This is a genomic window from Pseudomonas sp. LBUM1649 (assembly GCF_059716155.1).
Map to the genome: position 1 here is coordinate 2,401,169 of NZ_CP166807.1, position 22,309 is coordinate 2,423,477.

The window sequence follows — 22,309 nt, forward strand, 5'->3', positions numbered from 1 at the left end:
GTCATTGCTCCCATCCGGCCAGGGCCAGGTAGTCGTTATAGGCTTCCTTGAGGTATTCCATTGGCATCGCTTTCTCGGGGGGGGCCGAAGCCTCGTCCTCTTCAATGCTTTCCAGTGCCACTTCAAAGAGACCCGCTGTGATCTGCGCCTGACGCCATTTCCAGGCCTCGGTAAAGCTCAGCCAGAGTTCGGGCGTGGTGCTTGGTGGAGAGGCGGGCACCCGTTCGGAATCGGCAAATACACGGTCATCCGGTGTCAGCAGGCGGGCGGACTCCAGAATGAAATACGCCACGGACGGCAATGAGCCGGTCTCCTGACGCAGCAATTCGGCATAAATCGCCAGTTGCAAATGACGGTTCGCCTTGAGTTGTTCGGGATATTTTTTGCCGCCGGCCCACTTCATGTCGACGATGGCTCGATGCCCGTCTTCTGTGGTCAGCACCAGGTCGGCAGAACCCGCCAGAGCGCCTCCAGCGAATTGCCCATCCAACGCCTGCTCTGCGGTTACGACGCGGACATTGGCATTGGCAAAGTGCGCTCGCAGCTGGGTCATTGCACGCAACATTCGGTGGCGCAGGGTCGACAGATCGGCACCGCGCCCCTCCATCAACAGCACTGCCCCTTCTTCACGCACCACGCGCGGGAAATGAATCGAGAACCATGTGGCGAAGTCTGCCGCGTCCATGGTCAACGCGTCGGATCTGCTGAAAAAGTGTTCAGCTAATCGGTGGGTAAGCGAACCGTTCAGAAGAAAACTGTCGCTCAGGCTAAGACTCTTGGATGTCTGAATCTTGGCTCCGTATTGCAGCAGCCATTGGTAAGGGTTGAACAGCAGCAGGTTAAGGCTCGAGAAAGAGGCTTTTTCTGGCAGAGCCAGCGGCACGTCTGTCGGTAGCTTCCACCATCGTTTGCGCACTGGTAGGGGGGTCGATGGTTGTGTTTGAAATAAGAGGCCGGGCGCAAATAAAAGGTCTTCCAGCGCATGTACTTTTGGGTGCTGAGTAACCGCTTCGATCATCTGCCAAAGTGGGTGACTTTCTTCGTGTGGCGGCGCCAGCACCAGTGTTAGATAGCGGTTCGCGACCAGTAAAGGCCGTAGCCAGTCTTGGGCCGCTTGAGCCAGCAGCGTCCCACCGTCGGGCAGCGCCACTCCTGCATTTGCGAGTTGCAGCAGTTCCGCCTTGGACCACGGCGAAATTGCAGGCAGTGCCGGCATGGCCAGATTCCACCACACTACTTTGTCCGAGCTCTCAATGGCGGCACCCGGGCGGGAAACGGTCAAATGAGCGCCGACCTGGGCGGCCAGTAACGGATTATCCGTGCCGCTTGCAGTGGTCTGTTCGATCACCTGCTGCAATTGTCGCGGACGCAACCGCTCGACGCCTTGAAGTTGAAGTGTCTCTAGTGATTCCAAAGCAGCCTCGCACTGCGCATAACCCGTCCGAGCAGCCAGGCTGTGTGCGGGTTCTTCGTGGCCCAGCCGCGGTTGAAAAAACGCCAGCAAGCGCTGAACACGCACTAGAACTTCGCTCAGCGGCGCGCCTTCATCAACACTGAACGTGGGAGCTTCGAGCCAGTCGCCAATGGATGTCCGTACACGAGGCGCTTCGGCACCGTAGTGTTCGGCGATGCGCTCCAAAACTGCTTCCCATTCGACTCCGACAATGCCCGGCATACTCGATACCTTGGTCGCCAACTGCCGACGGGCAAACAGCCGAATCGGGCAGATCGGATGGGTCAGAAACTGTAATAGCGCCGGATAATTCAATGGCGCCCAAAGCAACTCCATTGCCAAAGGCAATACCTGCAGGGCCGGCCGCAAATCACTGCTGCCATTCAGGCCATGGCGAGCCTGGTTTGCACCGACCAAATGACCATCAAGGCAGCCACCTTCGGCACCGGCTACCAGCAAGGTCTTTACGCTTTCATCCAGCGAGCGACTCAACCAGCTCGCCGCCAACACTCGAGTCTGTGCCTGAACGACCTTTACCGTGCCGTCCTCTTGCCACGGCATCGGCGTCACGCGCTCACCGGCAATGCTTTTGCGCAGTTGCGTCTGCAACTGGCCCAGGAAGCCTTGCGCTGTGCCCACGGGCACCTCAAGACGCTCGTGTGGGAGATGATGCAGCACCGCTTGCCAACCAAGTGGGTACACCTCCCAATCGTCAGCCAGCAACACACTCTTGATCGGTGGTTGCCGAACAGCCAGAGCCGCGGCAACATTGTGCAGGCGTTGCCCAATCGAAAGCGCGACTACCTCGCGGGCTTTCATCTCTACCTCGGTAAGGTCCTTCAGGCGCTGGCTGGCATCTGCCTCCACGCGCCCATCCCAACCGTACAGATACAAGTCATCCCGCCAGGCCAGCAACGCAGCGGCCACACCCAGCTCATCGGCGGAAAAACTGGCGTTGTAGAATCGCTGTGCGTTGTTGCAGTGTGCCAGGCAATCCCGATACGCCGCTGTACGCTGCGCCGCACAAGGTTGGTGTGCCGTGAGGCCCAGTTGGGTTTCCAGAATATCCAGAAACCCCTGTGGCCCGACCGTCAAAGCGCCCAGCTGATTACTCGCCCGGGTTGCCCGTTGACCATCGAGTTGCATACCGAACGTGATGAGCATTTCAGACACGTTGACGCTCCTTGTGAAGGGTTCAACACACCGCTATCGGTGCGTTGTTGCAATGACGAAAATACAGGCTAAATTTGAGTCCGAAGCTCGGCCGGCTGCTCCACCACCCGGCTGATTTTGAACCCGGAAGAATCAAGACGCGCCAGCAACTCGGTCACTGTGATACCGGATTCACATTTGGGCAGATGTTTGAGCAGCTCCCACTGGCGGCTAACCGTTGAATGCGATTTGGCTGAAGGCACGGAAATATCCTTGTGCAGAGGCTTGGAGTGCGAATAGGCGTGCTACGCCTGGACCACCGGGTAGCAGGCGTCGCCCCAAAGTGTTCTCGGGTTGTCGAGCATGAGCAGAATCACCAGCGGCACAAGTTTGCCGAGCAGGTTGGTACAGTCACGCAATTGGATGCGATTGACGCTGCCTTCCCAGGTGGCGCCACCGTGAAGCAGCTGGTTGCGCAAGGTATAGATGCGGTTGAACATCACCCCCAGCACCTTCGCTGTATCGCGGTCAGCCAGTGCTGCATGCGCGGTGCGTTTGCCGCTGCGAAAGCGCTCTTGCCACACGACTTCGGTGATCTTGCCGTTCTGGAAATCCCAGAAGCTCTGAAACACGTAAGGGTTGTCCAGCAGCGCACGGATGCTGCCAGGGAACTGCGACCACACCAGTTTTTCGATCAGATGTTCGGTGTCCAGCAGGCAGAGCTTTTGCAGGAATGCCTTGAATGCTTCCTGCTCGGACAACCGATGATACTCATCGAGATCGGTGGCATAGGCGGCGTTGAAGGCGATCCAGAGGAAGATGAAACGACCGTCCACATCCTCTGCCTGTTCCGCACGATTGAGCCAGCTCAAGGCACGGTGAACCCGAAGCGCAAGATTGGGGTGGTGCGCGTCACGTTCGATGCGGTGGCGGGTCTTGAGCGACTGGTAGTCCATTCCAGATCTTTCCTTGGGGCTGAGGAGGTCTGCTTAGCCTTGAGCATCGTTACCGTATCGGCTGGTTGGGGCCGTGCTTGAGCGTTCGGGAAAAGCCATGCGACACATTTTGCCGCGGCATGGCGATAGGCTATCACTTATTAAAGTTTTGGATCTACACGCGGATCCTTGTTAAGTGGAGTGGGAGTGGAGCGAGGCGCACAGGGACGATGTCGGCGAGATCGAAAAATTGCTGTCCAACCATGAAGCTGCCGCTTTCTCAACGTTTATCTCCTACAGTGCCGAGAAGAACCTTGCCGCCACGATCGACAAAGCTGCAAGCCTGTGGCGGCAGGCAAGTCGACCGCTGATTTCCTTTGTTGTGACTTTCGAAAGGTCGAGTGGCAACCGCGAGTTTCTTGAGCTGCAAACTTATGTTTTTCAGCACGGTAGCTATCGGCTGTATCGCTCGCAACCAGCACTGCACTGCGACTTGTTCCAGAGTGAATACCTCGAATATGAGGATGGTGAGTAAGCAGAGTATGCCTGTGGCTCCCCGTCCATTGCGGGTATGAGTCCAACAGCCTTGGCAGGCCAAAAAATCATCCGTGATGCTTTTGGGGGCGACGCGATCTGTCGCACTCCATGAGCATGCTCAAAGCATCCAATCAGGGGAGTAAGGACGGTGCTGAAAAATATTCTGGCCACCGTTGGCGCTTTTGTCATCGCCAAAAAAGGGTATGAGGTGTATCGGCATTACAAGGCGATGGAGGCGGAGAATGAGTTCTTGCGCAAGGGGCAGGGGCCGACTTAGTGTTCGTCGGTATCAATTCGACCCTGGATTTGGCAAGGAAGTCAGCATGACGCAATTGGCAGCTCAAACAGTCTCATCGTTGTGGTCAACGTTGGGCGAACTGGGACCGCTTCGAACACCCTCGCAACGTTCTTCATTCGCTGTTGAAAGCGTGACGCCTGAGCGAGTCAAAGTGCAGGCCGGGAAGACAGGGGTGGTTATTCGCAAGGTCGCGTTCGAAGCGGCATTGGAGTATCTGCACGCCAACGATCATCATGCAGGTAATCCGTGTGTGATCGGGGCTGATAACGACCATGAAAAAGCCGGGCCCCTTTGCAAAGCTGCCCGACAGCTCCCATCGGGGAAATACGGCCAGCGAAACATTACCTATGTACTTGCGATTCTGCAGCGACTGGGGGTTGTAGGTATCAATCCGAACAGCCCCACTTGCGTCTGGCTGACGAAAGGGCCAATGGCTGTCGTGACCGACCATCAACTGATAAAACCAGTCATAGACGACAAACACCCAAGACTCCTGACCCCTGACCAGTTGGCTTTCGCCAATCATTTGGGGGCATTATGGGGTGGGGCGCCAGGATCTTTCAAACATCGCTATCAAACCAGCAAGCATCATTCCTGGAAATCCTGGAAAGAGCGTGGCAATGGTGACGACTGGTGGTGTCTGACCCTGGCTCAGGCGGCTGACCATTATTCCTGGCCTGAAAAGCTGGCACCTGATGACTTTGCCAGTATTGCGACCCGACTTCATCAAGCACTCGCGGCGAACGATCCTATTGCTGCACAAACAGCCTGCGAGAATATATTCAGTTGGGGTGGTGTCGCTCGCAAGAAAGACGACGCCTCCCTGATGTGGGTCAAGGCGCAAGCTGCTGCCAAAACCTTGTGCCGCTCAATCCTCTCTGCCGTCGAACTGCTTCGCCCGCAATGCACTGAATCGCTGAAAGCCTTTGACGGCAAGAACCTGCTCATGAATTCCGCGATGACCAAGATTTACGCGGCTGCAGATCCGCACAACATCATCATCTACGATGGGCGGGTGGGCGCGGCATTGGGATTGTTGACGCGTTGTTGGCTGGTGAAAAATCGACGTTCCACCGTACCGCCCGACCTCGGATTTCGCTGGGGGCCGAACACCAAAACGGCCAGTAACAAGATGGAAACGCGTGACCCCTCGCGTGATGGATTCGATTTTTTATCGCTTTATAAGCCCAGCACCGTGGCGACGAGCCGAACCGAGTGTTGGGCCGATCTTGTCCGTATTAGCAACCGTATCCTGCAACAAGTGGTCCTGTCGCTCGCCGCTCAAGGGCGATCAGTGACCCTGCTGGAACTGGAGCGGGCATTGTTCATGATTGGCTATCACGTCCGTTAGCTGATAATGACGGTCATCCCATAGTTCACTGAGATCTGCTGCGGCTCGGGCAGCGGTAGAGCGTAGGAGGTCATTATGGAGTTCCAGGCTCACCAGCTGCGCGATGCAACTCGTGTCGTTGTCTTTTCGGGTGCCGGTATTTCCGCAGAGAGTGGCATCCCTACATTCCGCGATGCCTTGACCGGGCTATGGGAGCGTTTTGCCCCCGCCTCCCTGGCGACTGCCAAGGCCTTTCGCAATGACCCCGCCCTGGTGTGGGGATGGTACGAATGGCGGCGCGCCAAGGTGCTGGCGGCAAAGCCGAACGCCGCGCACATGGCGATAGCCAAACTGGCTACACGGGTACACAGGTACACAGGTACACAGGTACACAGGTACACAGGTACACAGGCTTACCGTTGTCACTCAAAACGTCGATGACTTGCTCGAACGCGCGGCTGCCCTGACGTGTTGCATTTGCACGGCAGCCTTGGCTCGCCGCGCTGCTTTGCCGAGGCAGGGTAGGTGTGCCACAGGCGAGTGCGGCACGGATGGATCATGTATTTCATCAGCCTGATGGATTTTGGCAGTCGCTCACTTGCGTTCATCTCTTTTAATTTTGCGAGCGTCACAGATGGATCGTTGGAAGTTGCAGCTGAACTAGCGCAACCCATGCCAGGTAGGCACACCTTGTGTACTACAAGATTTGCTGCTTGTGTTGAGCTCGGTTGTAGGCTTCCAGTCGAATCGGAGTTAATTGAACCTGATGCAATGGTGCCACTGACACCGTTGCCGATGACTCCAGTATTTGCGCAAGAGTGGAGCGCCACGCAGGCGGCTATGGATGTGACAAGTGAAAGGCCGGAAGCAGCATAGCTACCAGAGGATGAGCTCTCCGGTTTGAAATCGGATGCTTTTCCTGCATAAATTTCGGTGATTGAGTAGATGGTGCGAGCGCGGTCCGTTGGAACGGTATAACCAGCTTTTTGACCCGAATGAAACAGCAAATGCTTGATTGGTTCGGCGCCCAGGTCTTCATCGAAATCTGACATGCCCGGTGGTTCCACCAGCCGTCCTCGTCCCGGGCGACGGCAACATGACCAAAAGGAGATGGAAGAGCAGCGAAGGGCCCTAAGGTTTCAGGGTATTTTCAGCGTGACACGGATCTTGCCGATGTCTAAAATGGGTGGCAACTTAGACAGTACTGTTAATAGAGTTTTTATAATATTGATAAGCAGGATGCGTAATTTTTTGACCGGATTAAACGTAGAGAGCTCTTTTCAATTTTAATTCGCGAAGATTGGCCACGTGTCACCAGGGAAGAGTTCCGTTAATTACGCTTTGGAAAGGCAGACAAAAGAGGCGAAGTCGGTTCGCATTCTGCAGGGAATAGAAGTAAACGTTTCTGGATATCTTGAAGTGTGATAATGCGAGCGTTTTTAATTTTCTTTTACAGGGTTTTTGCAGAGGGAAATTCCAAATAATCGAAAACCTCCAAAGTGTTGGAATAACTAGGAACTGATGGTGAGCAAAATTAGGTTTGATGTTGACGCTGTATTCTGTATATCTCTCGAAGCGAGAGTGGATAGACGAGAGATTTTTCAAAATACAGTAGGTTCGCTGATTGCAAATCCCATCAGTTTTCATATAGCCCGCAAGAATGAAGATCCTGTCCAGGGATGCTTTGAATCGCACCAGGCTATTGCGCGGGATGCCTTGAAAAACGGTCTTCATAGCGTGTTGATTTTTGAAGATGATGTGAAGCCATATGAGTTTAACCGCACACCTGTTCGTTGGATCAATCGGTTCATTCGAAAAAATCAGTTTCAGGCTCTGCATCTAGGCTACAGCATGGGTAAAACTTGGTTGACGTGGTTTCCCTTTATAGCTCGCGGAAGAGTCGTAGCGCTTCATGCCTATATTCTCTCTCGGGAAGGTTGTCAGGTATTAGCCGACATTTCTTACGATGGCACACCGGTAGATGTCGTGTTCAAGAAGAAAATAAAGCAGCACTGCGTATTTCCAATGCTCTTTCGTCAGCATGCGGCTTCTGAAACCGGCAGCGATATTGAAGCGGTGGTAAAGAATGAGGATGACTGGTGGCAGCGGAATTGGGAAAAGCATCGTATTTCCCCAATCAAAAATTTTTGGCGAACTCTGTTTCGACTGAATTTCTAGCGACCATATTGTCGCTAGGTCAAGAGTATGCTCATGAAAGCGCACTGCTGGCGCTTCGACGTGGAACTGGCTAGGAAGTGGATCGCGGAACACCAGGGATCTGGAATGATTCCAACCATCGATTCGCACCAGGCAGCTCGCTTGATCGACGTTTAGATTCTCCCGAAACACTTTGACCAGATCCTTCAGTGTTCCACCGTGGCTAAACCCTTGCCATTTCCCGAAGAACCGGCGGCCGTGATCGACGATGATCCGAATTGCCTGGTTAACCTGCTCGCACCAGCAAACAAGCCGGCGGTTTAGAGTCCATGGACGCCAGATGCCCACAACGAGGGCGTCACTCGAAGCGCGCCTTTGGAATATCTCCGCGGTTGTTCTGCAGATAGATCGTGTATGGCAGCACGACCGTGTCGGCCACACCAGAAAGGGCCAAATCGAAAAGTATTAATGGCGCCGCAGGGTGGCCATCAAAGCCGACAGAACGACGGGGCTCTGCATCCAACGTGCAGTAATTCAGCGCGGCGCCGCTATAAATTCGTGGAATTGAGTCGCAATGTGAGTGCCATCGGGCGAGCGTGTTGCTCGCGACCATGTCATCTCTGATCCCTGACAGATTGACCACATCCTCACCGAGCAGGGGAAGGCATGATACATGCCTCCTCACTGGCTCGATCTCTAAAAAAACTACGCACCGGCCACTTGCCTGCTTTTTTCCGCGAGGAGAAAAGTGCTGACTGCAATCGATAACGACCGCGACATTCTCGCCCGAACTCTATGGGGATGGGCGCGCTGGCCACCAACCCCTCAGGCACTATTTCTCGATGCTACGCTGAAATCTCCACAGAGGATTCGCGATGTCAGCTTTTGCATGCCTTCACGATTTTTTACGCCTGCTTCCTCTTCAAGATTTTCAGGAGCGGTCCACGATGGCGCGGAGTCTCTGCCGAGCTTGCGGCAGTTCTGCAGGCCGAAGCGCATTTGCTCAATCTGGTTCCAGGCCCAGTGTCCAATTAGCGGTCATCGTCTGAGTATTGACTGAGGAGCAGGGCACGCATATACAGATGCCCTATGCGCAGTTCAGTCAATGCAGGAAATGTAGATGAGCGATGAGATTGATATTCCAGAGCCCGAGCACGACCATCTGCTCGACCATGAATTCCACGATGAAGAACCATGGGTTGAAGAAGACGCTCAAGGCATTTTTGACGATGAAGACGAAGAACATGATGACCTTGACTATCTTGATTCGATTGATCAAGAAGACTAGGACGACAATATCTAACGGCTTAACGAAATGTAAGTAGCCTAAAGGGCGCCGTACTCCGTAACCGGGTTCGACATGGGCGTGAGTTAGATTCAGGCACCTGATTCAGGGTCGCTCGCCGGTACGCCGCGAGCCTCCTTTTCATTTTCGTCCTGATCGTTCATTTGTGGGTCGGCGTCAGGATCATCGACACGACCGTTTTGTCCTGCTACCGGATGCTCACTCGACACTGAGTTATTGGCATCCACATCTGTCATCTCTTCATCGACAGGCGCTTCATCGTCCGGCGGCAATGGCACCTCGGGCTCATCCTTCCTTGGGTCATGGCCGGTTTCGTTGTCCGTTGTTCGCGTTACGTCCTGCTGCGACCTGTTACCCAGTGCATTCTCGTTAATGTCCATGCGGGTTCTCCGTTCTGATGCGCGGAATGTCCGTGCTTGTACATGAGAGATAGCGGCGCATTGCGAGTGCCAGGCTTTGGACGAACGGCGTGTCTGGTCTAAAGCGGAAGGCTTTCAACGCTCCCAATCGAAACCCAGTTCAGGATCAATCAGCGGGTAGCACTGCAGGCTTGCGAGATCCAGCAATGTGAAATGACCGTCCATCCAGCCGCCTGTGTCGATGTGGTACACGTTGCCCAGCACTACAGCTTGCTCGAGTGGTGTATGGCCGACCACCAGGGCGCGAAGTCCTTCGACGGCGCCGGTATCGCCGACCTGAATCCTGGTTCGTGACCACATGCAGCGCAGCTGCACGAGTCGCAGCTGTTTGTCGCTCTCAGGCGATTGCAGTTCGGTGCGCAGTTGATCCCATGACGGTACCGGGCAATCGGCGTGAATAATCCCGACCAATCCGCCAGGCGTCTCGATTTCGATGGCAATCGGCAGTTCGGCGAACTGCAACGCGAACGCTTGCTGCTCGAATGGCGACAGCCCGGTGAACCATGACCCGCCGTTGCAGATCCAGCTGACGACGTCGCACGTGTCGAAGTGGACCACGAAGTCATCATGGTTGCCGCGCACCGGGTGAAACCATGGCTTGAAAAGCCAGTCCAGAGCGTCTCGGCACTCAGGTCCACGATCAATCAGGTCTCCGACGCTGAACAGGCGGTCGACGACAGGATCGAAGCCGACTGAATCCAGAGCAGCCTGCAATCGGGTGAAGTGACCGTGAATATCACCCACCGCGAAATCCCGGCCAGCGGTGTTTGCAGCGAAGCGCTTGATGAGCGACACCTCGATAGATTCGATCATTGGTCACTCCGGTACGGCAGAAGGCGTTGCTTATGTTGCTTTGTCGATGACCGCTACAGCATGCGCCAAGGCTGTGTGGTGCTTGCCGAGCTGCGCGGCGCCGATATCCTGAGACCACTACATCCTGTCGACGCGACTATTTCCAGATGTCTGATTTTTAGGAGAGAACCATCAAGGCTTTATCTATTGTACGGCCAAATGGCGGTCGAATCGCTTCTGGGGAGAGAACCCTCGAAATTCGTCGTTGGCATCCAGATCTGGATCCTTCCGAAGATCTCCTGATTGTCGAAAACGGGCGATTTCTCCACACCGATGGTGATAAAGACGATGACGGTATTGCCGTCGCAATCGTGCGCGTTAAAGCTGTTCGCCCGTTTGTCCTTGCTGACATGCAAGCGGCCTGTGCAAGTTATTTTGAGGCCGGCTGGCTCACATGGGAATTGAGTGATTTGAGGCTGGTCACACGTCCCGTGACCGTCCGCGCGGCGCGGGGTATCTACGAGGTAGACTTCCTGTTTCCAGATGAAGGCTGATTATCAAGCGAGATCCAGCTGATTTTTTCGCAAGACAGGAGATCAAGCGTTGAGCAAACGGATTTACATCAGCGGAGCTTCGGGCGCAGGAGTGAGCACGTTTGGAGCAGCATTGGCTGACAGGCTTCACGTGCCTCATTTTGATGTCGATGACTATTATTGGTACCCGACGGATCCTCCCTTTGAGAAATCACGCCCGCCTGAAGAAAGACTTGTTCTGTTGAAACGAGCGCTAGCAGATTTCCCCTGGTCATTGTCCGGATCATTAGATGACTGGGGGGCTGAGGTGATTCAAAACGCTGACTTGGTGGTGTTTATTGACACTCCAACGGCACTGCGAATGGAGCGCCTGAGGTCGCGGGAATCACAACGGTTTGGCCGGCGAATTTTGCTTAGCGGCGATATGTATGAGAGTCAACAAAAATTTCTCGCATGGGCTGAAAGCTATGAAGCAGGTAGCCGAGCAGGTCGTAGAAGGCCTAGGCATGAGCTGCTCAAGCAACTGACTAAACCAACCCTTAGATTAAACGGAGAAATAGCGGTCGCAGACATGGTGACGGATGTATTCGCAGCGATTGAGATTTGACTTACCACAAATCAACAAGCGATTGAGTCAGCCGTCCAGCTATGGGCGTCCATCGCAAGGTGTGTTTCTTCTACGGGCAATTCCTGCGGGAGTTGGCCGCAAGGGTAAAATCGTGATCGTAGTCTCGCAAGACTCATATTATTTTTGCCGCTGATATCGTCATTTCACATCGAAAGCGTAATGCCTGCTCTGATCCTGTTTGTCAGAAGTCTACAGACTTACTTGTGTATAATCGTAAGCCATGTGCGCTGGCTATGCACACCAGTTATTTGAAAGGGCTAAACAATTGAATAAAGGTCATCAAGCCAACGGTGTACGGTTATCGGAATATTGAATTCTTTTTCATAAAGATCAAGAGCGTCTTTCTCGGTAATCAGTGTAGAACCTTTTTTACCCCGCCACGAATCGATCATGCAGTGCATAATTACTCGCAAGTTATATCAGGTTGCCGAGAAAAAGTGCTGGGTTCGGTCGTTTTGAAAAACAGGCTGACCTCCGCTTTTATCCAGTTCCTGAAAATGGTTATTTTCCAATCGTCCGCTTGTTCCTGAGTGCTCACCAAGTAATAGGCCGCCTCGGTTTGCGATGAGGCCTCAAGGACCGGTACGACCAATCCGGCCTCGATGGCGGGGAGCGCATATACATCACTGACCAGCGCCAAGCCCTGGCCCGCGATGGCTGCGTCGATCAACAGATGGTCATCGGTAAAACTGGAGCCGCGACGCGAGCGCCTATCCTCCACCCCGTACGTCTTGAGCCACAGTTTCCAGTTTGAGCGGCTGGCGTCCTGAAGGAGTGGGTAACTCAGGCAGTCGGCAGGCGTCTGGATCCTTCGATCCTTTTTCACCAAACCGGGGTGCGCAATCGGCAGGACTTTGAGTGTCCACAGCCTTTCGCTGTGATGGCCAGGGTAAGCACCCAGGTTATGGCGGATCTCAATGTCAATGCCGTCTCGGCGTAGGTCTGCCGGATGGTGGGAAGTCGACAGGTTAATTTCGAAGTCTGGCCAATGCTGTTGAAACCGAGCGAGTCGTGGAATCAGCCAGGAACTGGCGAAGGATACGCTGGTATTGATCGATAGCCGGGCAGACTTGCTTCGAAACAACTTGAAGTCTTCCCATACCTCCTCGATATTTTTGAAAGAGGCTGCCAACTGGTCCATCAGGTTTTTGCCGGCGCTAGTCAGGCTAATCTCTCGATGGGATCGCTCAAACAGTTTCACGGACATCCGGTGTTCGAGGCTTTTTATCTGCTGGCTGATAGCACCTGGGGTGACGCATAGTATATCGGCGGTCTTTTTCATGCTGTTATGTTTGCAAACCTCTACAAATATATGGAGCGATAATAATGGCATTGCTCTGCTCATTGTTTAGTCCCTTGTTGTAGTTTCACCGCTGCGCGACCCATAACTATGAATCAATGAATGCATTTATATCAAGGTAGCCGCTTCCGCCGCAATTGAGCGGGGATGAAACGGCTTTATTAAAGTGCTCGCCAGAAGTGGCCGGAAGGACGATTAAGTATTATTGGTTTAGTGTTGTATTGGTATTCCCTTGTAGATGTTAATTTTTTTCGTTCTGTTGTGATTTATTCGCAGCAAGGCGATAGCAAAATTTGATAATCTAATGCTTATCTGAAGTGATGGGGTGAGTGTTTTTATATAGTGTACCATGATCTCAAAATTGTACTTGTGCAAGTTTGTAAATAAGTATTATTTTGCGCTTGTCAGGTTGTGGGGTGAGGATTTGTGTTTCTAAAATGTTTCACTGAACCAGTGGTTGTAGTAGATGAATGCGTTGTTCAGGCATTTTTCCAGCGACGATGAGATGCGTGAATGGTTGGTGGAGGGCACATAGTGATTGTAGTAACTGGAGCCTTCCAGTGCTGGGCCGAATACGTAGATTCGCTCTCGCAAATGCGAATGTACGAAGCCCGGATTATTGTGTGAAGTAAAGTCGCTGTATGCCTGGGACGAAAATGAAGCCGGCTGTTCGGTAATGGAACTTAGTAGGGAGTGCAGCTCATGCTGAGTGCGCTGCACGCTGACATTAGCTTTTATCAGGTGTTCGAATATAAAACGTTTTTGTGCGGGTTTATTAAGTGTTAGGGTGTGTTTTTGTGTTGTTGGATTATAACTGTCAGTGGCGTCATAGCCAGGTAGGATATTGACACTTCCACTTTGAATTAATGCAATCAACTCTGCGTGGCGTTCTTTTTGTGGTCCAGCAACCATTCTATTGATCAGCGGGCAGTAGAGGGTATAAAAAACTTGATGTGCATCGCTGTCCAACCCTTGGTAATCGATGGCACAACACAGCTCGTTTCGCAGGTCGCGCCAGATTTCCAGCGATTTCTTCAATGGGCTGTGCCGGCAGCCTTTGGTGCTGTCATGGATATCGGTTTGTAGTTGGGCGATAAACCACAGTGGATAGGTACTTTCGGTCAAGTCATCGGGCGGGTTGCATTGCAGAACCTCCTGCGGATGGTATGGACCATATTCTTCGGCCAGGCGATTGAAGAGGTCGGACAGTTTTCCGGCGGCCTGGGCCTGTTGCTGTTGAGCCCAGATCTTGTGGTATCGCACTTGATAGGTATAGTCGCTGTTTTCATGTAGGCTTGCACAGGCGCAGTAGTAGGCCGCTTTCATTTCCTGATGTAGTAGGTGCAGCAGGTGTTTTTCAAAATCGATTTTTTGGTCCCGCGCTTCGCGCCGAATCTGGTCAATGGTCGCTTGAGTCAGTAGAAGAGGCTGGTGGCGAATCACCGCATTGTCGATTTCCGGCCTTGTCCGATAAGGCATGCCGGAGTTGCTGTACAGGTGAATTACCGGTTCCTGGCCAGAAGGCACGTACTTCAGCCCGTTGACGGTTTGCTCAAAGGTGCCACCACGGCCAGTCGTCAAGGCGGCCACCACGTCCATGGCCGTCAGCCCTACGCCCTGAATGGCCACCGTTGAACCGCTGGCGATGGTTTCAAGTGTTGCGGGCAATGGGTAGGGCTTGATGCTGGGAGTGACGGGCTCGTTGCCGGGCAGTACTCCGTGGCCGATACACAGCAGCAAGGTGTCGTAGGCTCCGATCACGGGCGGCGATGCGAGCAGTCGAAAGCGCCCATCCGGCTCCTCCTCAATGGTGTGGATCAAGCAGCGTGAGGATTCGAACCTAACGTTGGTGGGCATATGCTCCAACAATTGGGTGAAGTACCACTGCAGGTACAAGCCCAGGTATTTGCGTGGCAAAAAGGCAAAGCGATCCTCCTCGCCCCTGATGGCCTCGGGATGCTCGCTGACCAACCATTCATAGAGCGTGGGGCGAAACGCGTGCCTGGAGAACAGTGAGAAGTCATTGTCCTCAAACATCGAAAGTTGTCCCGCCACCGTATTGAGGCGAAGGTAATTCTCTTGGTCGACGCGATGAACGCCCTGGCCCGCAGCTTGGGCATCGAAGGCATGTACGGTTACCGACATCTGCGGCTGACGCTTGGCCATGGAAAAGGTTTTGGCCAGTGCCAGCAAGCCTGTGGCGCCCATTCCAATAAGTGCTATACGCATGGCTCAACTCCAACGGGCGGTGGATTCGAAGAAGTCATCGACGGGCACGGTCTGGTTCCGAGCAAGCGCGATGTTCAGGACTTTTTTACCCAGCGCCACGTCAAGCACACCCAGGCCAAACGGCGAAAAAATCAGCGGGCGGCGCAGATCGGGCGTGCATTCTCCGAGCATCAGCTGTGCCAGGGTGCAATGGATGAAGTCTCGATGGCCCACCTGTTGTTCAGTCACATGCAACGAGGTGTTGGCCTTGAGACAGTGTTCTGTGTCGTCGGTCATATTGAAGGATTCGAGGATATGGCTGGGCGCCAGGTCGCGCAGGGACACATTGAGCAGCACGGTGCCGGCCTTTATTGAGTACTGCTCATCGATATAGGGTTGGGAGGCATTAGTGGCCAGCACCACCACGTTGGCTTCCAAGGCATGCTCGAGGTGTTTCACCCAGATACAGTCGAGCCCTAGCGTTTGGGCATGGTGCTTGAAGGCTGCGGCGGAGCCCGGGTCGGTGTCGTGGATCAAGACCTCGCCGATAGACCACTTGTAGCTGCTGAATTGTTCAAGGATGGTTCGTGAAATGACCCCGGCGCCGACAAATGACAACCGTGGAATTTCAGTACGCTGCCCCAGCAGGTAAAAGGTCGCCAGTACTGCAGAGGCTGCCGTGCGAACGGTACTGATGATCGATGCTTCCAGGAGGGCAAAGGGATAGCCCGTCTCCAGATCATTGAGTAGCAAGGTGGCCGAAGCTCGCTGCAGATTGTGTCGGGTATTGCCCGGGAAGCTTGCGATCCACTTGAGTCCGGCGACCTTGTCCGGTCCATCGAGGGTGGCGGCGGGTAAGGCGATAATGCGGTCTTCAGGGCGGTCCTGGAACCGCAGGAAGTAGCTGTTCGGGTTTTCGGTGCGGCCGTGGTGATGCTGCAGGTAAGTGTGCCGGACGAGGTCCAGGGCCAAGGTCGGAAACTGATTGAAGATGTCTCGGATGGTGCCGCCCCGGACGATGTGAAAACCACGGCTTTTCAAGTTGCTGGCGCTAGGCATGGGAGCGTTCCTTGTCTCGGGTCACGGTATTGGGACAGGTGAGCGTGAAGTCATAGTCCGGGAATCGCGCGCGCACCCAGTCGTCGTTGTAGATGGTGTCCAGGTAGCGCTCGCCGGCATCGGGGGATATGGCGACGACGGTGGCGTCGGGATGAATGCGATCTTTCCAGGCCATCACCCCGGCTAGGACGGTGCCAGTGGAACCGCCGAACAACAAGCCGTTCTGCCTGGCCATGTAGCGGCACATCTGGATGGTGTCAGCCTCTTTGACCACTTCCAGGGCGTAAAGGTGGTCGGAGCGAAACAGTGGCGGCATCTGGCTGGAGCCCAGGCCCGGGATATGCCTCCTCCCTGCGGGTCCGCCAAACGTCACCGAGCCCAGGCTATCTACCGCGATGATCTTGGTATAGGGGCTGTGTTTTTTGAAGAAGTCGATACACCCCATCAAGGTTCCGGTGGTACCGGCGCCCACGAAGAGGTAGTTGACCCGGGTAAAGCTATTGAAGATCGACGTGGCAGTGGTGCGGGCATGGGCTTGCGGATTGGCCGGATTGGAATACTGGTTCAGCCACAGACAGTTCGGGTCGGCGGCGATTGATTGCTGGACGTAGGCGATCCGGGTTCCCAGGAAACCACCGTTGGAATCCTTGGTGTCTACCTGAACGATTTGCGTACCCAGGGCCACCATCAGCTTCAAGTTCGACTGGGAGATACTCGGGTCGCAGACGCACGTAAACCGGTACTTGCGTTCGGCGCAAATCATGCTCAAGGCAACCCCCAGGTTGCCGGACGAGGATTCGATCAATGTGGTGTTCTCATTGATCAGGCCCTGCTGTTCCAGGCTCAGGACCAGGCCCAGGGCCGTTTTCATTTTGATCGAGCCGGCGGCGTTGAAGTAGTCCAGTTTGAGCGCGCAACGGATGCCCAGACCCTTGATGGTAAGGAATACGTCGTCAAACACGATATCGGAAGAGGCGTTATACATGTCGATATCTATGGGCGTTCAAAACAATGAGTGGGTCAGGACACTGGAGCGCATGGCCAGCAAGGAAAACGACTGCCCCTCTCCGATGCCATGGGAGCGTTCGGAAAGGCCGTTGACGAAGATCGCGGGTTTGAACAGCGGGTCGGTGGTCAGCTTATAATTGCGTTCCACCTGCACGCCGTTGTCGGTGCCCAGGGTCAGCCAGGGTTGCAGTTGCGAGAGCACAGAAGGGATGTAGTCCTGCATGTAGCCTGTGCCCAGGATCACATAGTCGGCGCTGACACTACTGCGTTCCTGACTGTAGGGGTCGCATGTTTGCAGGATTACGTGGGTGGAGGTTTGCGAGGCCGATTTGATGTGAGTGAAGATCTTGAGTGCCAGTTTTGACTTGTTGCTGACCAGGCCCTCATAAAACAGCGAATACAGGGCCTGGCTTTCGTCGACATCGATGCCGGAATAATTGGTGGACTTGACCTCCTCCAGAATCTTCGCTTTCTCGGCCTGGCCCAGTTTATGGAAATAGGCCACGCGGTCTGGATGGAACGCCTGGTTGGGAAACTGCCCCAGTTGCGCAATCTTGAAACCGCTGCTGCGGTGGATTGAAGTGACTTGGGCGTTGGGAAAACGATTCAACAGGTCGATGATGGATTCCCCGGCGCTCTGCCCTGAACCGATCACTGCGAAGGACCAGTTGGCCTGGCGATCGAGGGTGTCGATACTGCTCAGATAGCGCGAGGTATGAATCACTCGGGTGCTGTCCAGGCTGGCAAACTGCCGTGGCATATTGGGTGTGCTGCCGGTAGATAGCACCAGATTGCGTGTCAGGTAATGCCCCTTGGAGGTCACCACCAACAGTTGCCTAATTTCGCCGTTTTCCATGACCGGTCGGATCTCTTCGACCTCCTCCCCATAGTGCACGTAAGGCGCAAACGCCTTGCCAACCCAGGCCACATAATCGGACCACTCATTACGACTGGCAGGGCGATTTAACAGGCCGAATTGATAGAGCCTGTTATGTTCCTTGAGGTACATGGCGAACGAGTGCCGGCTCTGGGGATTGCGCGGCGTCACCAAGTCACGCAGTACGTGGTGATTGATGTCGGTGCCGTCCAGTAGAAACTCAGGGTGCCAGGCGCAGCTGGCGTTCTTTTCCAGAAACAGGCATTGCCTGGTTTTCAGAGGTCCCTGGGCGTTTTCTTCGAGTGCACACGCTAAGGCAATGCCGGCGGGGCCAAAACCGATATTGATCATTTCGTAATAGTCGGGCGTTACTTGCATGGGGGCACCTGTGTTTAAGCAGAAGTGGAGGAGATGAAACGTTGGTTGTGGATTTTCCAAAGCGCTGCTCGGGCGAATCGGTTCTCGCCGTCGCTGAACTGCACGTCACCCATGACGGTGTTGAAGGTGGAAGTGTGCAGGGCAGCGAGCATTTCACCGCCACGGCTCAGAGCCTTGGCGATTTGAAGGGCAGCAAGGCTTTCCAGGTAGTAGGTTTCGTAAGCTGACTGCGTGCGATTGCCCGTCGACAGGCCGACGATGCGCAGGCTGTCTGACGACGGCGTGTTCTGGATAAACCAGCTGGAGAGCGCATCGTCGGTGAGGTAAATCGGCACATCACAGCGCTGCTTGAAGAGGGCGTTGACGTAACGGATGCTGTTGTTCAAGCGCCCGCAGTAGACCACTGCTGCGGCTTGTTTAAGGGATGGGCAAATACCCAGGCTGGAGTGGGCCAGAATCGATGTCAGGGCGCGGGCCAAGGATTCACCATGTTCGGTTGAATCATGGGTAATCTGCACGCTGGCTCCTGAGTAAACCTCGAGTAAATGCCTGGCCAGCAGCATCATCAAGCCGTTGTCGCAAGGGCATAGGCGAAAGGCGTGGACCGTGCTTCCGACCAATTGCTGTTTGGTCGCCGCTGGCAACAGCACCGGAATGCCCATGCGCTGATACTCCGGCAAGGCGCCCGCCGCGGCGTCGGACGAAAAATGTCCGACCACTATGTCTGCTCCCTTGGTGATCAAACGCTGTGCCGCATGGCGGCCTCCCTCGTAGCTGGCATCGTCGTCTTCAAAAATGAACGTCAGCCCCTGGGTGTCATGGGTGTTGAGGAAATGGTTGACGGCCGCCAGGAACGTGCGGGCATGCACAGTTCTGGTGCTTTCGAAAATTGCCGAAATACCGATGCAAAAGGGCATGGTCGTCCCTCCGAGGACGTGGGTTCAAAGGTGCTGCAAGAGGTGATCAGCGTTGCCGGGCTATCTGGTCGTAGATACGCCTGGCGATCGGATAGGCGTACTTGTAGCCAACACCATTGAGGCCAGTCGCCAGCCACAGTCTTGAACTGGCCCGTTGTGGGCCCAGCCTGGGCAGACCGTCAGGGGTGTACAGGTCGGTGGCCAGGTCAATCGAGAGCAGTGAGTAGTCATCGACATCGCCCAGCAGGCCTCGTAGTCGCTGCTTGCAGTCCTCGACCATGAGGCGCAAGTGCCTGGAGTCTTCCTCTATTTGCGCTATGCTGGGCCTGATCGCTGTGCTGCTCTGCACGAGGTTGTCGGACAGCGGCAGGACGTAGGTGCTGCCGACATAATCGATGCAAGGCAAAGCGGGTACCGACGAACCCCGGAATTTGAAGTAGGGGATAGTGCGAACCTGGGCCCCGTCGACGGGACTGAGCGCCTGGCTGTCGGCGCCTGCGGCATTGACGACACACCGCGCACGGTAGACGGTTTCAAGGCTGTGGATCTCGACATGGGTGGCGTGTTCTTCCAGGCGCTGGACCGTACAGCGTTCAATTAGGCGGCCGTTTTTGCGCAGTGCAGTACGCAGTGCGCTCATGGTCGCGTGCACGTCGCTGACCGCGGCACCGGGCTCATGGTAGTAAACACCATCGTCAGCCACCGGCTGGGCGGCCAACGCTGCAGCCGCCTGGACCGAGATGGCTTGGACCCTGGCGTTGCTGTCCGGCGAATACCCAAGGGGCAGTCGGTAAAGTGCGCCGGTTACCCGCTCATGTGCGCGCAAGATCGACTCAACTTCGGTTTCGCCGGATTTTAAGCCCACTACGGCGGCTAATTTCGCCAGCTGCGAGTTCGGCTCAAAGGTGCGGCATATTCCACCAGTGTGGGCGGTCGCACCGCCATAGCCGCAGCGGTTCTGCTCCACCAGCAGAGTATCAACACCGCGCTCTGCCAACAGCGCAGCGAGGGTCAGCCCGATGATCCCGCCGCCAATGACGGCCACTTCGAAATCGTTGCTCATGGCTCGCTCCCTAGATGGAGTAATCGAGGAAGTTGGCGTTGATCAGGTTGTCCAGGATCAGCGCCTCGTGGAACCCGCAGCGCTTCTGCATTTGCCTGGATAAGGTCGGCGTGATCGGCGCGCTAATGCATGACGCCAAAGCCACCAGGTAATACAGCGGCTTCTTCGCTTGCAGCCGCAAATAGGCCAGCTCGTAGAGCTCAACCGCCAACAAGGCCAGCTTGCAACTGGAGAAACTGTGAGCACTGGTCACCGCAGACCAGCGGTTGTACACCTCGCATAGCAGCTTGTGTTCACTGCGTTGCATGCCGTCCAGCCAGAACGCAGGGGATTCGTGTGCGGCTGCGACTGTCAGGGCTTCGAGTTTTTCTTGGTAGAAATTCTGGTGCCATGTCACGAACTGGGTTTCAACAAAGTCACTCTCTTGCTCTTCTGGGGCCATCAGGGCCATGTAGAGCCTGACTGAGTCGGTGTCGTAATCGCTGATCAGGTCGTGAATCCAGATGGCGTGGTTTCGGCTGGTAGAAAGGTTCAGTCCGTTGAGTTTCAAGAACATGTTGGTGTACAGGTATTGGGTTTCTTTACCGTAGGGGCCACCGTCGAGGAGGATGGGGTAGGCAATTCCATGGCTGTAGAGGCAGTCATATCCGAGGAAGTTGACCAAGGTCGTGTCATCTGCACGCCAAAAGGCATCGAACAGTTGGGGCGTCTGCTCGTTGACGGTGAAATGTTCTCGAGTCGCCGCGATGTACCCGGCAATGCCCATGAACCAGGTGTGGGCCTTACCCAGGTTGGGCTGGTCGATATCCAGGCCGGCATCGCCATGACGGGTGATTTGCCAGTCCTGGGGCGTGGGCGCCAATTCCCGTTCGACGAAGGCCTGGGAGTTAAGGCGCACGGCGCTGTCGCTGAGCCAGCTGCGTAGTTTTCGCACATTCTTGCTGATGTTCAGGTAGGCGTGTTCTTTCTCTACCCACTCATGCTCGCCACCGCAGAGCTTGCACTTGAAGTTTTTCATGAAGAGGTAGTTCGGCGCGCAGGCACATTCTTCGCACTGGCTGGCGTCTGAATCCTGGCCGCAACTGCTGCACTGGCCACGACCAAATGCCTCGTAACCCCACACATTGCACGCGCGACAATAGGGCGCCAGGACATTTTTCTGGTAGATGTTGCGACTGTTGACACCGTGGTGATAGAGCTCCAGCACCGCATCGCGAAAATACGTGTTGTCCAGCGAGGTCATCCAGTGGTCAATCTCGATACCGGCCATTTGCAGGCTGATCTTGATCTTGCGGGTGTTTTCTTCACCGATCAGGGTAGGCTCGCGGCCCTGCTCCATGCCCCGGCGCAGCATGTAGGACTGATAGTCATCGGAGTAGGAAACAAGCACACAGTCATGGCCTTTTTGCCGCTGGGTCCTGGTGAAAATATCAGCGCTCAAGAATGGCCCGGCCAGGTGGCCGATGTGCAAGTCGCCATTGGGCGTCGGCGGTGTGATGGTGATAATGAATTTAGACATTCTCGATCTCCAGGTGAGCGATATCGGCTTTCAGGTAGTCACCCGCGATGATTTTGTCCCACCAGACCACGTAGAAATGGAAGTCTTCGTCGCTGTCGTTGATCACGTAGTGATTGGTGTACTTCGGGATGGCGGCGATATCGCCGGCTTCAAACAGGTACTGCACATCGCCGATTACCAGCCGACCCTGACCCTTCAGGGCAATAAAGATTTCCTGGTCGACTTGCACATGGGGCTCGCTGCGGGTGTTGGGTCTGACCACACACCAGCCAGCGGCAAACGGCATGGGGTAGCCATCCCAAGGCAGCAGGCGTTTTCCGTCCAGGTCGTATTCATGCACCAGTGCGGACCAATCCATTTTCCTGAAAATTTCAAAACCCATGGGCTCACCCTGCGAGTGGAGAAGTTCACTCGATGGTGTTTTCGGGCGGGTTGATTGA

Annotated in this window: 21 protein-coding genes and 2 pseudogenes; 9 read left to right on the forward strand and 14 right to left on the reverse strand. The window is 54.9% G+C overall.

The genetic code is table 11. The features are described from left to right. Position 1: 1 nt before the first annotated feature. From ACA058_RS11230 to ACA058_RS11240, 3 genes are all read right to left on the reverse strand, one after another. Positions 2-2,380 carry a PD-(D/E)XK nuclease family protein gene (locus ACA058_RS11230; protein WP_497639131.1) on the reverse strand — a complete coding sequence of 793 codons (2,379 nt, stop codon included), beginning with the start codon at positions 2,378-2,380 and terminating at the stop codon, positions 2-4. A 314-nt stretch (positions 2,381-2,694) separates the two neighbouring features. Further along, a complete protein-coding gene (locus ACA058_RS11235) occupies positions 2,695-2,868 on the reverse strand; it encodes a hypothetical protein (RefSeq protein ID WP_497639132.1) in 174 nt (57 codons plus the stop codon). Positions 2,869-2,910: 42 nt separating this feature from the next. Beyond that, a complete protein-coding gene (locus tag ACA058_RS11240; protein WP_497639133.1) occupies positions 2,911-3,561 on the reverse strand; it encodes a hypothetical protein in 651 nt (216 codons plus the stop codon). Between the two features lie 175 nt (positions 3,562-3,736). On the opposite strand from ACA058_RS11240, the gene ACA058_RS11245 reads away from it, so the two are divergent. From ACA058_RS11245 to ACA058_RS11270, 6 genes and pseudogenes are all read left to right on the forward strand, one after another. Beyond that, positions 3,737-4,075 (forward strand): hypothetical protein, encoded by a 339-nt coding sequence (locus tag ACA058_RS11245; RefSeq protein ID WP_497639134.1) that lies wholly within the window; start codon positions 3,737-3,739, stop codon positions 4,073-4,075. Between the two features lie 150 nt (positions 4,076-4,225). Beyond that, positions 4,226-4,354 (forward strand): hypothetical protein, encoded by a 129-nt coding sequence (locus ACA058_RS11250; protein ID WP_258869198.1) that lies wholly within the window; start codon positions 4,226-4,228, stop codon positions 4,352-4,354. Positions 4,355-4,400: 46 nt separating this feature from the next. Continuing rightward, on the forward strand, positions 4,401-5,726 hold the full coding sequence (locus ACA058_RS11255; protein WP_497639135.1) for a hypothetical protein: 1,326 nt from the start codon (positions 4,401-4,403) through the stop codon (positions 5,724-5,726). Positions 5,727-5,801: 75 nt separating this feature from the next. Then, positions 5,802-6,218 (forward strand): annotated as a pseudogene (locus ACA058_RS11260) (Sir2 family NAD-dependent protein deacetylase); the annotation flags it as partial. Between the two features lie 45 nt (positions 6,219-6,263). Then, positions 6,264-6,581, forward strand: coding sequence for a hypothetical protein (locus ACA058_RS11265; RefSeq protein WP_497639136.1), 318 nt, complete (start codon positions 6,264-6,266; stop codon positions 6,579-6,581). Between the two features lie 648 nt (positions 6,582-7,229). Next, complete coding sequence (locus ACA058_RS11270; RefSeq protein ID WP_497639137.1) at positions 7,230-7,883, forward strand: glycosyltransferase family 25 protein; 654 nt, start codon at positions 7,230-7,232, stop codon at positions 7,881-7,883. Between the two features lie 337 nt (positions 7,884-8,220). On the opposite strand, the gene ACA058_RS11275 is transcribed toward ACA058_RS11270, so the two are convergent. Next, positions 8,221-8,475 (reverse strand): YceK/YidQ family lipoprotein, encoded by a 255-nt coding sequence (locus ACA058_RS11275; protein ID WP_497639138.1) that lies wholly within the window; start codon positions 8,473-8,475, stop codon positions 8,221-8,223. A gap of 507 nt (positions 8,476-8,982) precedes the next feature. Here ACA058_RS11275 and ACA058_RS11280 point away from each other — a divergent pair. Continuing rightward, positions 8,983-9,150: a hypothetical protein gene (locus ACA058_RS11280; protein ID WP_497639139.1), complete on the forward strand. Its 168-nt coding sequence runs from the start codon at positions 8,983-8,985 to the stop codon at positions 9,148-9,150. Positions 9,151-9,239: 89 nt separating this feature from the next. On the opposite strand, the gene ACA058_RS11285 is transcribed toward ACA058_RS11280, so the two are convergent. Both ACA058_RS11285 and ACA058_RS11290 read right to left on the reverse strand, forming a co-directional pair. After that, positions 9,240-9,548, reverse strand: a complete 309-nt coding sequence (locus tag ACA058_RS11285) for a hypothetical protein (protein WP_497639140.1) — start codon at positions 9,546-9,548, stop codon at positions 9,240-9,242. Positions 9,549-9,662: 114 nt separating this feature from the next. After that, positions 9,663-10,400, reverse strand: a complete 738-nt coding sequence (locus ACA058_RS11290) for a metallophosphoesterase (RefSeq protein ID WP_497639141.1) — start codon at positions 10,398-10,400, stop codon at positions 9,663-9,665. A 185-nt stretch (positions 10,401-10,585) separates the two neighbouring features. Between ACA058_RS11290 and ACA058_RS11295 the strand changes: the two genes are divergently transcribed. Continuing rightward, positions 10,586-10,933 carry an ASCH domain-containing protein gene (locus ACA058_RS11295; protein WP_497639917.1) on the forward strand — a complete coding sequence of 116 codons (348 nt, stop codon included), beginning with the start codon at positions 10,586-10,588 and terminating at the stop codon, positions 10,931-10,933. A 49-nt stretch (positions 10,934-10,982) separates the two neighbouring features. After that, positions 10,983-11,519 (forward strand): P-loop NTPase family protein, encoded by a 537-nt coding sequence (locus tag ACA058_RS11300; protein WP_497639142.1) that lies wholly within the window; start codon positions 10,983-10,985, stop codon positions 11,517-11,519. A gap of 424 nt (positions 11,520-11,943) precedes the next feature. Here the strand turns inward: ACA058_RS11300 and ACA058_RS11305 are convergent, their stop codons facing one another. The 8 genes and pseudogenes from ACA058_RS11305 to ACA058_RS11340 form a co-directional block, all read right to left on the reverse strand. Further along, positions 11,944-12,885 (reverse strand): LysR substrate-binding domain-containing protein, encoded by a 942-nt coding sequence (locus ACA058_RS11305; RefSeq protein WP_497639143.1) that lies wholly within the window; start codon positions 12,883-12,885, stop codon positions 11,944-11,946. 387 nt (positions 12,886-13,272) lie between these two features. Then, complete coding sequence (locus ACA058_RS11310) at positions 13,273-15,069, reverse strand: FAD/NAD(P)-binding protein (RefSeq protein WP_497639144.1); 1,797 nt, start codon at positions 15,067-15,069, stop codon at positions 13,273-13,275. A 3-nt stretch (positions 15,070-15,072) separates the two neighbouring features. Beyond that, a pseudogene (sbnA, locus tag ACA058_RS11315) lies at positions 15,073-17,092 on the reverse strand (2,3-diaminopropionate biosynthesis protein SbnA). An 18-nt stretch (positions 17,093-17,110) separates the two neighbouring features. Continuing rightward, complete coding sequence (locus ACA058_RS11320) at positions 17,111-18,370, reverse strand: SidA/IucD/PvdA family monooxygenase (protein ID WP_497639145.1); 1,260 nt, start codon at positions 18,368-18,370, stop codon at positions 17,111-17,113. Positions 18,371-18,384: 14 nt separating this feature from the next. After that, positions 18,385-19,287, reverse strand: a complete 903-nt coding sequence (locus ACA058_RS11325) for an ABC transporter substrate-binding protein (RefSeq protein WP_497639146.1) — start codon at positions 19,285-19,287, stop codon at positions 18,385-18,387. A 46-nt stretch (positions 19,288-19,333) separates the two neighbouring features. Next, positions 19,334-20,350 (reverse strand): NAD(P)/FAD-dependent oxidoreductase, encoded by a 1,017-nt coding sequence (locus ACA058_RS11330; protein WP_497639147.1) that lies wholly within the window; start codon positions 20,348-20,350, stop codon positions 19,334-19,336. A gap of 10 nt (positions 20,351-20,360) precedes the next feature. Further along, positions 20,361-21,869 carry a methionine--tRNA ligase gene (locus tag ACA058_RS11335; protein ID WP_497639148.1) on the reverse strand — a complete coding sequence of 503 codons (1,509 nt, stop codon included), beginning with the start codon at positions 21,867-21,869 and terminating at the stop codon, positions 20,361-20,363. After that, a complete protein-coding gene (locus ACA058_RS11340; RefSeq protein ID WP_497639149.1) occupies positions 21,862-22,251 on the reverse strand; it encodes a cupin domain-containing protein in 390 nt (129 codons plus the stop codon). The genes ACA058_RS11335 and ACA058_RS11340 overlap by 8 nt, the downstream gene beginning before the upstream one ends. Positions 22,252-22,309 lie beyond the last annotated feature (58 nt).

What these genes read in the sequence shown, in the direction of transcription:
- ACA058_RS11290 (WP_497639141.1), bottom strand. Translation starts at nt 10,400, where the DNA reads ATGATCGAATCTATCGAGGTGTCGCTCATCAAGCGCTTCGCTGCAAAC.
- ACA058_RS11265 (WP_497639136.1), top strand. Translation starts at nt 6,264, where the DNA reads ATGTATTTCATCAGCCTGATGGATTTTGGCAGTCGCTCACTTGCGTTC.
- ACA058_RS11305 (WP_497639143.1), bottom strand. Translation starts at nt 12,885, where the DNA reads ATGAGCAGAGCAATGCCATTATTATCGCTCCATATATTTGTAGAGGTT.
- ACA058_RS11320 (WP_497639145.1), bottom strand. Translation starts at nt 18,370, where the DNA reads ATGCAAGTAACGCCCGACTATTACGAAATGATCAATATCGGTTTTGGC.
- ACA058_RS11330 (WP_497639147.1), bottom strand. Translation starts at nt 20,350, where the DNA reads ATGAGCAACGATTTCGAAGTGGCCGTCATTGGCGGCGGGATCATCGGG.
- ACA058_RS11285 (WP_497639140.1), bottom strand. Translation starts at nt 9,548, where the DNA reads ATGGACATTAACGAGAATGCACTGGGTAACAGGTCGCAGCAGGACGTA.
- ACA058_RS11310 (WP_497639144.1), bottom strand. Translation starts at nt 15,069, where the DNA reads ATGCGTATAGCACTTATTGGAATGGGCGCCACAGGCTTGCTGGCACTG.
- ACA058_RS11340 (WP_497639149.1), bottom strand. Translation starts at nt 22,251, where the DNA reads ATGGGTTTTGAAATTTTCAGGAAAATGGATTGGTCCGCACTGGTGCAT.
- ACA058_RS11255 (WP_497639135.1), top strand. Translation starts at nt 4,401, where the DNA reads ATGACGCAATTGGCAGCTCAAACAGTCTCATCGTTGTGGTCAACGTTG.
- ACA058_RS11335 (WP_497639148.1), bottom strand. Translation starts at nt 21,869, where the DNA reads ATGTCTAAATTCATTATCACCATCACACCGCCGACGCCCAATGGCGAC.
- ACA058_RS11280 (WP_497639139.1), top strand. Translation starts at nt 8,983, where the DNA reads ATGAGCGATGAGATTGATATTCCAGAGCCCGAGCACGACCATCTGCTC.
- ACA058_RS11325 (WP_497639146.1), bottom strand. Translation starts at nt 19,287, where the DNA reads ATGCCCTTTTGCATCGGTATTTCGGCAATTTTCGAAAGCACCAGAACT.
- ACA058_RS11240 (WP_497639133.1), bottom strand. Translation starts at nt 3,561, where the DNA reads ATGGACTACCAGTCGCTCAAGACCCGCCACCGCATCGAACGTGACGCG.
- ACA058_RS11275 (WP_497639138.1), bottom strand. Translation starts at nt 8,475, where the DNA reads ATGGTCGCGAGCAACACGCTCGCCCGATGGCACTCACATTGCGACTCA.